We start from the raw sequence: 10,626 nt of genomic DNA, 5'->3' as shown, positions 1-10,626 counted from the left end.
TATTCTTTCGGTTTCAGGGTTACATGTTGGTTTATTGATGCTTTTTATTAATTTTTTATTAAAACCATTGCGCAAAAATCGATTTAATTCTTACTTGAAATTAGCAATAATTATATCAACTCTTTGGTTTTTCGCCTTTATAGCTGGACTTTCACCTTCGGTAGTTCGCTCGGTAACCATGTTCACTTTTGTTGCCATCGGAATGCATTTGAATAGAAAAACAAACATTTTTCATACACTGCTAGTTTCTATTTTATTAATTCTTTTATTCCAACCAGCTTTTGTTGTTGATGTTGGTTTTCAATTGAGTTATTTGGCTTTGTTTTTTATTCTTTGGTTACAGCCTCTGTTGGCAAGTTTATGGAAACCAAAAACGAAAGTTGGAACTTATATTTGGGAAATTTTAACCGTTTCGTTTGCAGCACAAATTGGTGCTTTCCCGTTGAGCATTTATTATTTCCATCAATTTCCCGGATTGTTTTTTGTGACCAATTTGCTTGTTATTCCATTGGTTAGCATTATTATGGCTTGGGGAATTTTGGTTTTGGTTTTGGCATCATTTGGAACAATTCCGCAATTTTTCACTAAAGTATTGGAATACTTAATTTATTTTATGAATCAAATTATAAAATGGGTTGCATCGCTTGAGCAATTTATAATTCGAGATATTTCATTCAACACTTATATGTTATTGAGTTCATTTCTACTCATTTTTGGGGTGATTCTTTGGTTCAAAAAACCAAGATTTTCAAAATTGGTGGTTGTTTTAATTGGACTATTATGTTTTCAATTGAGTTACTTTATATCTTTTTGGAAACATCAGAAAACGGATGAACTACTTGTTTTTAATAGCAAAAGAAGCACTTTGATTTCTGAAAAAAGAAACAATCAACTGACTATTTATAGCGATGTTTCTACTTTAAAAGATTTGAAAAACAATAAAACTATCAAACCTTATTTGGTAGCAAATTTTAGCGAAATTAAAAATTCAAATAAACTCCCAAATGTTCTTTATTTTGGAAACAAAAAAATATTGATTGTAGATAGTTTGGGAATTGTTCCAAATTATAATGCTGACATTTTGGTCTTAACCCATTCGCCAAAAATAAATTTGGAACGAGTTTTCAAGACATGGAAACCAAAAGAAGTTGTGGTTGATGCTTCCAATTATAAAACCTATGTGGTAGCTTGGAAAGCAACTTGTGAAAAAGAAAAAATCCCTTTTCACAATACAGTAGAAAAGGGATTTTATAAGTTGAATTAAGATTTAACTTTTTGCTTTTTTGCTTTTTTAGTAGATTTTTTTTCAACTTTTACTGGAGCATCTTTTACATATTTAGCTATAATTTGATTAGCACCCGCAATCCAAGTAGTTGGACCACCAGCTACATAACCTGTGCTTCCCAATTGTTCTAAGTTAGTTTTGCCATCTTTAACAGTAGGTTTTGCAAACCAAACCGTTGGATAACCTCTAACTCCGAAAACTTGTTGTAATTCGTTGTTTTGTTTTTTAAGTTCGTCTGCCATTGGAGTTCTTCTTGGAAAATCTAGTTCTACCAAAACAACATTATCTTTTGCCCAAGCAATAAATTCGGGAGTTTTGAAAACTTCTTTTTGCAAACGAATACACCATCCGCACCAATCGCTACCTGTAAAAAACAAGAATAATGGCTTTTGCTCTTTAATAGAAATTGCCGATGCTTTGTTCATATCGGTGTGCCAAGTCAAACCATCTTGGGCTTGTATAGTTGTAGATGCTACAACTAAAAGTAATGTGATAAATATCTTCTTCATATTTTTATTTTTTTTTAATATTGATTCAAAAACAATGCCGAAAATAAGAAATTTATTTTACTTCTTGCATTAGTTTTTTAATTAATGGTGAAATAGCTATTAAAAGTATTCCTGCTACTAAAGCGTAAATTGCTAATTGTTGATAGCCATCAGCATAAGTGTTTAACTTTTCTAAATTGGTTGCATCTTTAGAAGCTTCAGCAATATTTGCTCCGAGTAAGCCAGCAAAATACTGTCCGTAAGCTGATGCTAAAAACCACATTCCCATAATTACTGCTTGGAGTTTTTGTGGTGATAATTTAGTCATAGCACTCATTCCGATTGGAGATAAACATAATTCACCAAAAGTGATGACAAACCAACCAAAAGTGAATAAATTTAGAGATGTTTTTCCATCAGCACCAGCAAAAAACTTTGTGTAATAAAATACCCAAAAACCACCTGCTAGGAATAAAAAACCTAATCCAAACTTAACAACAGTGTTGGGTTCAATTTTTCTTTTTGCCATCCAAATCCATAAAACACCCAGTAAAGCAGCAAAAACTATTACAAAAAATGCTCCTGATGAATTATTAACACCGTTTGGATCGAGCTCAATACCCAACAAATTCGTATTCAAATTATTTGCTGCAAATAAACTTAAAGAACCTCCACTTTGCTCGTAAAAAGCCCAAAAGAAAATGGAAAAAACAATAAATACTAATGCTGCTATAAGTTTTTTGTTTTCAGCTAGTGAAAAATTTCTCATTTCATAAAATAAATAAAAAATAGAAACTGGACCAATTATCATCATGAAATAATCGGTATAAACGGTATTCGCAACCATTAATATTATGATTGGGATTAAAATTAACGAACCAATATAAGTTGCAATTTCATATATTTTTCTTTTAGAATTTTCAATATTTTTAAGTGGAGATAATCCTATATCACCCAAACTTTTTTGTGTCTGTGTAAAAGTTAGTAAACTAATAACCATAACTATAGCTGCAAAACCAAAGGCGTAATTCCAACGCAGATTTTCTGGCACAAACCCTTGCCAAAGCGTTCCGTTAGCAACAGCAATACAAACATATCCACCAAGTAATGCTCCTAAATTAATTCCGGCATAGAAAAGAGAAAAACCTGCATCTCGTCTAATATCATTATCTTTATACAGTTGACCAACCATTGAAGAAATATTTGGTTTAAAAAAACCTGTTCCAACAATTGTAAAACCAATTCCTGTAAAAAATAAATCTTTTGGGCTAAATGCTAAAATTACGCTTCCAATAATCATCAAAATTCCACCCCAAAAAAGCGATTTTCTCAATCCAAGAATTTTATCGGCAAACAATCCACCAATAAAAGTAAAAGCATAAACCCACGCTTGTGTTGCTCCATACTGAAGATTAGCAGTGGTTTCATCCATTTTTAGTTGACTAACCATAAATACCGCTAGCATTCCTCTCATTCCGTAGAAACTAAAGCGTTCCCACATTTCAGAGAAAAACAAATACCACAATTGTTTTGGATATTTTCCTTTGAAGTTTTGAATTTGTTCTAAAGTTAGATTTTGTTCCATATTATTAATTGATTCCGTGGTCTTTCATTACTTTGTTTAAGTTTTTTACAAGGGCAAACATTAATATGGTTGCGAACATCAATAATCCAAAATTCACCCAAAAGAAATTGGCTTTATCATCATAAGTGTCCCACATACTTGCTAAAACGCCTGATAATTTGTTTCCAATTGAAGTTGACAAAAACCATCCGCCCATCATCAAAGCCGTGATATTTTTGGGAGATAATTTCGATACAACCGACAATCCCATTGGACTTAAAAATAATTCTCCAATTGTAATTACTCCATAATTGGCAACTAACCACCAAACTGATACTTTTTCTGTTCCGTTATTTCCAATATGAACTGCAGCGACCATTAATAACACTGATAAAGCTGAAATTAATAATCCGAAAGCAATTTTTGTTGGCGTTGAAGGTTCTTTTTTTCTGCTTCGCAAAAAGGTGAAAAATGCAACAACTAACGGCGTTAAAATTATTACCCAACCAGGATTTATAGATTGACTTAAATTGGTTGCCCAAAGTGAAACTGTCGAACCTTCTTGTGGTAATTTTTCTTTTTCAACATTTCGGAAATATACTGGATAATTTACTTCTTTAACAACTTTTCCGTTTTCTTTTTGAAGTCGGAAACTTACATCGTATAATTCGGTTGAATCTTTTTTGAACTCAACATCTTTTGCTAATTTTAAATTACTAAAAACAGCTTGAGTAGTTCCAGTAATTTCTCTATCGGTATATCTATCAGCCCAAGTTGTAAGAGCTGAACCATTTAACTTAAAAACTGCCCAAAACAAAATAACCACTGCAAAAATTGACAACAAAGCACCAATTGGACGTTTTTCTTCGGCTTTGGCTTTGAAATATAAACTTCCGTAAAAATAAATCACCGGAAGACATGCAAAAATAAAGGCATCGGTACTATCTGAACCAAAAATCGAACTATCTAAATTTATATCCGATTGAACACCTTTTAATAACCAGCCTATAACTCCAAAAACTACAGATGGAACTAGGATGTACAATACAATTTTTGAAAACGGCATATCGCCTTCTTGAATTCCTTTCTTTTCGGTTTTGTCACCATAATGTTTGGTTCCAAGAAGAAAAACAATTACACCGATAAACATTCCTAAACCAGCAGCCATAAAGGCATATTGCCAACCTAATAAAATTTGCAAAGCAGCACCAAAAAAGTTACAAATGAAAGCACCAACATTTATTCCCATATAGAAAATATTGTAACCTTCATCTTTCTTTTCTTTGTATTGCTCATCGTTGTAGAAATTACCTAATAAAGTTGAGATATTTGGTTTGAAAAAACCGTTACCAAGAATTACTAAAGTCATTGCTAGATAAAGCATCGGTAGACTATGAATTCCCATCATAAAATAACCTGTACCCATCATTATTCCACCAATGACGATTGATTTTTTGTAGCCCAGATATCTATCTGCAATTAAACCACCAATAAACGGTGTTAAGAATACTAATGCAATAAAAGTTCCATACAAATCGGATGCTTCTTTTTCTGTCATGGCAAATCCTGCTTCAACATCTTTGAGATACAAAGTAAAAATTCCAATCATTAAATAATAACCAAAACGTTCCCACATTTCAGATAAAAACAAGTAAGGCAATGCTTTAGGATGACTTTTCCACATAATAATTTGATTTTAAAAAACAAACCTACAAGTCGTTTTAGCAAAATGTAGGCTTGAAAGATGTAAAAATATTTTAAAAAATCTATCTATACTGTTTGACCTTCTACATGGTCGTTATGCATTCTTTTTTCTAACCAAGAGCTTAACACAAATAAAATTGCAGCAGCAGCACCAGACATGATGATGAATAACACAAAGAACTCATATAAATTTGTAATTTGAAATCCTAAGAAGCTAGTTGCTCCTCCTGTTCCGTCTTCACCACCAGGAATTAATGCACTTAAAGTTCCTGCAAATTTATTAGCAGCAGCATTAGCCAAAAACCAAGTTCCCATCATTAAAGAAGATAAACGTAATGGCGCTAATTTAGAAACCATTGATAATCCAATTGGTGATAAACATAATTCTCCAATAGTATGAATTACATATAAACCAATTAACCACCACATTGATACTTTTTCTCCTAATCCTAATCCTTTAACAGCGATAGCAATTACAACATATCCCATAGCTACTAAACCTAAACCTATTGCCATTTTTTTAGGCGAAGATGGCTCTAATTTTCTTGCATATAAAAATCCCCAAACCATAGTCATAATTGGCGCTAGAGAAATAACAGCTAATGGATTTACTGATTGAAAATAAGAAGCTGGCATTTCCCAACCAAATAATGTTCTTTCAGTTTGTCTATCAGCAAATAATGTTAATGATGCACCAGCTTGTTCAAAGGCACCCCAAAAGAAAATTACGAAGAACGCTAGGATAAAAATCACCGTTATTCTTTGGGTTTCAATTTTAGACAAACTTTTATCACTAAAAATTAATATTGGCATTAATACCATTGCTCCATATATAAAGTAACTTATAATGTCAACATCACTTTTGAACATCTGTTTGAAGTTCAACATAAAAAAGATAATTGCAATTGAACCCACAATCATTCCGATACTTTTAGCATCTAATTTTTTTACTGGCAAACCAATGTGTTTTCCTTCTTCAGAAATAAGGTATTTTTTTTGACCTAAGATAAATGCTACTAGACCAATTAACATTCCAACTCCAGCTGCTAAAAATCCCCATTTGAAATCCATCGAACCACAAACTAAAGGTGAAAAGAAAGCTCCAAGGTTAATCCCCATATAGAAAATAGTGAATGCACTATCAATTCTTCTATCGTTTGCTGGATATAATTGACCAACCATTGTCGAAATATTCGGTTTAAAGAAACCATTTCCGATAATAATTGCTGTTAATCCTAACCACATTAATGAAACACCACCATCTGCACCAGCAGAAGCACTAAAAAACATAAAAAATTGACCAATTGCCATTAATAAACCACCAATTACAATACTTCTTCTGTTTCCTAAAAATTTATCACATAAGTAACCTCCTAAAAGTGGTGTTAAATATACTAATCCTGTATAACTTCCATAAATTTCTGACGCATCGGCATCTTTCATCAATAATACTTTTGTCATAAATAGAATGAAGATTGCTCTCATTCCATAATAACTGAATCGTTCCCACATTTCTGTGAAAAATAGGAAGTAAAGTCCTTTAGGATGTCCTGTTTTTACTTGTTCACTCATTTTAATTTGTTTTTAGTTTTTATTTAGTTAATTATAGTTTCTGTTTTTTAGTCAACAACTTTTTATTTGCCAGTGCAAAGTACAAACAATTATAAATAAATAATAATCGAAAAGTATGAATTTACTAAAAATAAGCTTTTGTGAGTAATTGTGATTGGAATGAAATATCCAGTTTACACAAATTCTTTATACTGACCATTGTCAATATTATGAGTAAATTCAAGCAATAGCGCGTTATTTATCTCAATATATTCAGGTAAAAAACGAAGTCTGTATTTGGCTTGACCGATAAACGTAAAAAAGTCGTTTCGTGTAATTCTCCTATCATCTTCGAGCTCTAAAATGGCATTTATGTTATCAATAATTCTACTCAAATAGGTTTGACTTAGAATTTCGCCACCATTAAAAACTTCAATACACATGTTTTCTTCTGATGCAAATTTTCTTCTTATGGCAAACTTCAACAAGTTATTAAACTGCGTTGTTTTATTTCCGAAATCGATAGTTTGATTTACAATGTTTTTGGATGGAATGGATAATTCAATAACATTCCAGTTTACAAAATTGATTTTCATGGTTGTAGCTTCGGGCAATTGTGACAATTCCAAAACCCAACTTGTTCCTAAAACTAAGAAAACAAATATTAGTGTTGTTTTTGCAATTAGCTTAGCTAAATCAATAGCAAACGAATAATTTTCAAAATTGAAAACATACGGCACTTGCGTAATAAACAGAATAATTATACTTGAAACTGCAATAGTAGCAACACTTTTCATTTTTCGATTGTAGAAAGTACGATAAAGTGAAAGTATTAGAAACCAAGTTAAAATTGCAGACAACAATAAATCAGGAATTGTGTTAAATCGAATACCATACGTATTTATTGTTTCACCAAAAAACAGTGCTATCAGCAATGAAATTATAGAAAGTCCAACAAAGAAAAACAGGATTCTTTTGGTGCTTTTTTTATTGTTATAAAGATACTCTGGTGAATTATCAAAATAGTACAATGCTAATATCAAAAACATTGAATTCAGTATAGAAAACATATTTTGACTAATAAGAATAATCCAATTATTGGTATTAAAGTTATTAAAAACAAGAATTAACAAAGATGAAAACGACCATACAAAAACTGAATAACTAATAAATAGCAATCCTTTGTCAAATCGTTTTATAGCAATTTCGGAAGTTAATTTTTGTTTGAATTTATTCTGAACCACTAACCAAATTGAAAGCAATAAAAATCCACCAATTAAAGAAATTAATAATTCTGTTATTAAATAAAATTGATGTTGGTTCATTTTTACAACTTCTCTTTAATGTAATTAGTCATTTTGTTAAACAATTGAATTCGAGTTTTTCCGCCGTAAATTCCGTGGTTTTTATCTGGATAAATTGCCCAATCAAATTGTTTATTAGCTTGTACTAAAGCTTCAATCATTTGCATTGAATTTTGAACATGCACATTATCATCTGCAGTTCCGTGAATTAGTAAAAAGTTACCTTTAAGTTTACTCACGTGATTGATTGGCGAATTATCATCATATCCACTTGCATTTTCCTGTGGTGTTTGCATGTATCTTTCAGTGTAAATGCTATCGTAAAAACGCCAATTGGTTACTGGAGCAACCGCAATTGCCATTTTGAAAACATCAGCACCTTTGAACAAACAGTTGCTTGACATAAATCCACCATACGACCAACCGAAAATACCGATTCTGGATTTGTCAACATAAGCATAGTTTCCTATAACTTTTGCAGCGTCAATTTGGTCTTCAACTTCAAACTTACCTAATTCTTTTTGGGTACATTTTTTGAAATCAGCACCTTTGTAACCTGTTCCACGACCATCAACACATGCAATAATATAACCTTGTTGCGACAACATCATAAACCACATATCATTAGTATCTAACCAATTGTTAGCTACTTCTTGCGAACCTGGTCCAGAGTATTGCGTCATGAAAACTGGATATTTTTTAGAAGCATCAAAATCTTTTGGCTTGATAATCCAAGCGTTTAGTTTATGTCCTTTTTCAGTTGTCAATTCAAAAAACTCTTTGGTTGGTAAATCATATTTTTTTAATTTATCTAACAACGCCGTATTCTCAACTATTGATTGCGCTTGTTTTCCATCTTTAGAACTATTCAAAGTGTACGTTGTTGGAACAGTAACGCTTGAATAAGTGTTTATGAAATAAGTAAAATCTGGACTAAACGTTGCCGAATTTGTTCCAACTTGTTGCGATAATTTGACTTTCTTTTTGCCATCGAGTGAAATTTTGTAAACATCTCTCAAGATTGAACCATTTTCTACCGATTGGTAAAAAATTGTTTTTGTTTTTTCGTCAAAACCATAATAAGAAGTTACTTCCCAATTGCCTTTGGTAACTTGATTTTTCAACTTACCCGTTTTGTCATATAAATAAATATGATTGAAACCGTCTTTTTCCGATGTCCAAATAAAACTGTTGTCTTTTAAGAATGTCAAATTATCCGTTACATCAACATACGCTTTGTCTTTTTCGTTCAAAACTACTTTTGCAGCACCTGAATTTCCATCAACAAAAATCAAATCCAAATTATCTTGATGACGATTTAGAACTTGTGCTGAAAGTACATTAGCATCGTTTGTCCATTTCATTCTAGCAATGTAGAAATCAGAATAGTTTCCTAAATTGATTTTTTTAGAAGCATTTGAACTTACATTATAAATATGTAATGAAACTTCGGCATTTTTTTCACCCGCTTTTGGATATTTGAAAGTTTCAACGCTCGGATATAAGTCTTTTTGAAAAACATTCATTGAAAACTCTGGAACTTGACTTTCGTCAAAACGAATAAAAGCTAGTTTTTTGCTATCTGCACTCCAATCGAAAGCGCGAACAAATGCAAATTCTTCTTCATAAACCCAGTCAGTAATTCCGTTAATTATAGCATTTTTCTTTCCATCAGAAGTTACTTGAATTGTTTTTTTAGAATTTACTTCATAAATAAAAAGATTGTTTTCTTTTGCGAAAGCGATTTTAGTTCCATCAGGCGAAAAAGTTGGTTCTTGTACTTGCTCTAAAACTTTGGTAAGAACTTTGGTAGAAAGATTATACAAAAAGTAATCAGCAGTAAACGAATGGCGAAAAATTTGATTAGAATTGTTAGCAATCAGAACTTGTTTTTCGTCTTTACTAAAAGTGTAACTATCAATTCCATCTGCTAATTCGGTGAAATTTTTAGTATCAATTAATGTTGAAACTTTTTTAAGTGTAGCAAAATCATAAAGGTCAATTTGCTGGCTTTTAGTTGCTCTATCAGCGTTAAGTACGGTGTACTGATTAGTGTTTTTCATGGACTGTAATTCATCCATACCTTTGGCTCTAAAGGCACCAGTGTATATTTCTTCAACAGTAATTTTTTGTTGGGCAACTACAGAAAAAGTTGCTAAAAGAAAAAGCGTAATGATTTTAGTAAACTTCATTTTTTGATTGATTTTAAAACGAGTTCAATTTTAGTGAAAATTTCGCGAAAAAAGACCTATTATTATGTTAAATACTATTTAAAGGTTATTTTTATACTTTTTTCTCACCAAAAAAGCCACTTATTACTAAGTGGCTTTTTGTTATTTTGATTATTTTTAATATTATATTCTAGTAATAATAAACTCTGATCTTCTGTTTTGTTGGTGAAGTTCTTCTGAACAGTTAGATTCGTTGGTTGGTTCGCAACCGCAGTCGTTTACTAGTTGAGATTCTCCATAACCTTTTGCTGTTAAACGAGTATTGTTAATACCTTTTCCAATTAACCATGTTCTGGTTGATTTTGCTCTTCTATCTGATAAGGCTTGATTGTATTTAGCTGTTTGACGACAGTCGGTATGTGAACGAATGTCTAATTCCATTGTTGGGTAATCTTCTAAAACAACTAAGATTTTAGCCAGTTCTACTTCGGCATCTGGACGAATGTTTGATTTGTCTAAATCGAATAAGATGTTTTTGATGTCAAAAAACTTAGCCAAA

General features: G+C 31.6%; 8 protein-coding genes. 1 reads left to right on the top strand and 7 read right to left on the bottom strand.

The genetic code is table 11. The annotated features are described in order from the left end of the window. A partial coding sequence (locus O9267_RS14485) for a ComEC/Rec2 family competence protein (protein ID WP_298180823.1) occupies nt 1-1,264 on the top strand: 1,264 nt, incomplete at its 5' end. On the opposite strand, the gene O9267_RS14480 is transcribed toward O9267_RS14485, so the two are convergent. From O9267_RS14480 to O9267_RS14450, 7 genes are all read right to left on the bottom strand, one after another. Further along, nucleotides 1,261-1,794 (bottom strand): thioredoxin family protein, encoded by a 534-nt coding sequence (locus O9267_RS14480; RefSeq protein WP_298180822.1) that lies wholly within the window; start codon nt 1,792-1,794, stop codon nt 1,261-1,263. The genes O9267_RS14485 and O9267_RS14480 overlap by 4 nt on opposite strands. 52 nt (nt 1,795-1,846) lie before the next feature. Continuing rightward, on the bottom strand, nt 1,847-3,358 hold the full coding sequence (locus tag O9267_RS14475) for a peptide MFS transporter (RefSeq protein ID WP_298180820.1): 1,512 nt from the start codon (nt 3,356-3,358) through the stop codon (nt 1,847-1,849). A 4-nt stretch (nt 3,359-3,362) separates the two neighbouring features. Then, complete coding sequence (locus O9267_RS14470) at nt 3,363-5,021, bottom strand: peptide MFS transporter (protein ID WP_298180818.1); 1,659 nt, start codon at nt 5,019-5,021, stop codon at nt 3,363-3,365. An 86-nt stretch (nt 5,022-5,107) separates the two neighbouring features. Next, nucleotides 5,108-6,613, bottom strand: a complete 1,506-nt coding sequence (locus tag O9267_RS14465) for a peptide MFS transporter (RefSeq protein WP_298180816.1) — start codon at nt 6,611-6,613, stop codon at nt 5,108-5,110. Nucleotides 6,614-6,786: 173 nt separating this feature from the next. Then, nucleotides 6,787-7,917 (bottom strand): hypothetical protein, encoded by a 1,131-nt coding sequence (locus O9267_RS14460; RefSeq protein ID WP_298180814.1) that lies wholly within the window; start codon nt 7,915-7,917, stop codon nt 6,787-6,789. Between the two features lie 2 nt (nt 7,918-7,919). Beyond that, nucleotides 7,920-10,088 (bottom strand): S9 family peptidase, encoded by a 2,169-nt coding sequence (locus O9267_RS14455; RefSeq protein WP_298180812.1) that lies wholly within the window; start codon nt 10,086-10,088, stop codon nt 7,920-7,922. A gap of 162 nt (nt 10,089-10,250) precedes the next feature. Continuing rightward, nucleotides 10,251-10,626, bottom strand: a 376-nt coding sequence (locus tag O9267_RS14450; RefSeq protein ID WP_298180810.1) for an OmpA family protein, incomplete at its 5' end; no start/stop codon positions are given.

The organism is Flavobacterium sp., assembly GCF_027531705.1.
Lineage (GTDB): Bacteria > Bacteroidota > Bacteroidia > Flavobacteriales > Flavobacteriaceae > Flavobacterium.
This window is presented reverse-complemented; position numbering and strand designations above follow the sequence as displayed.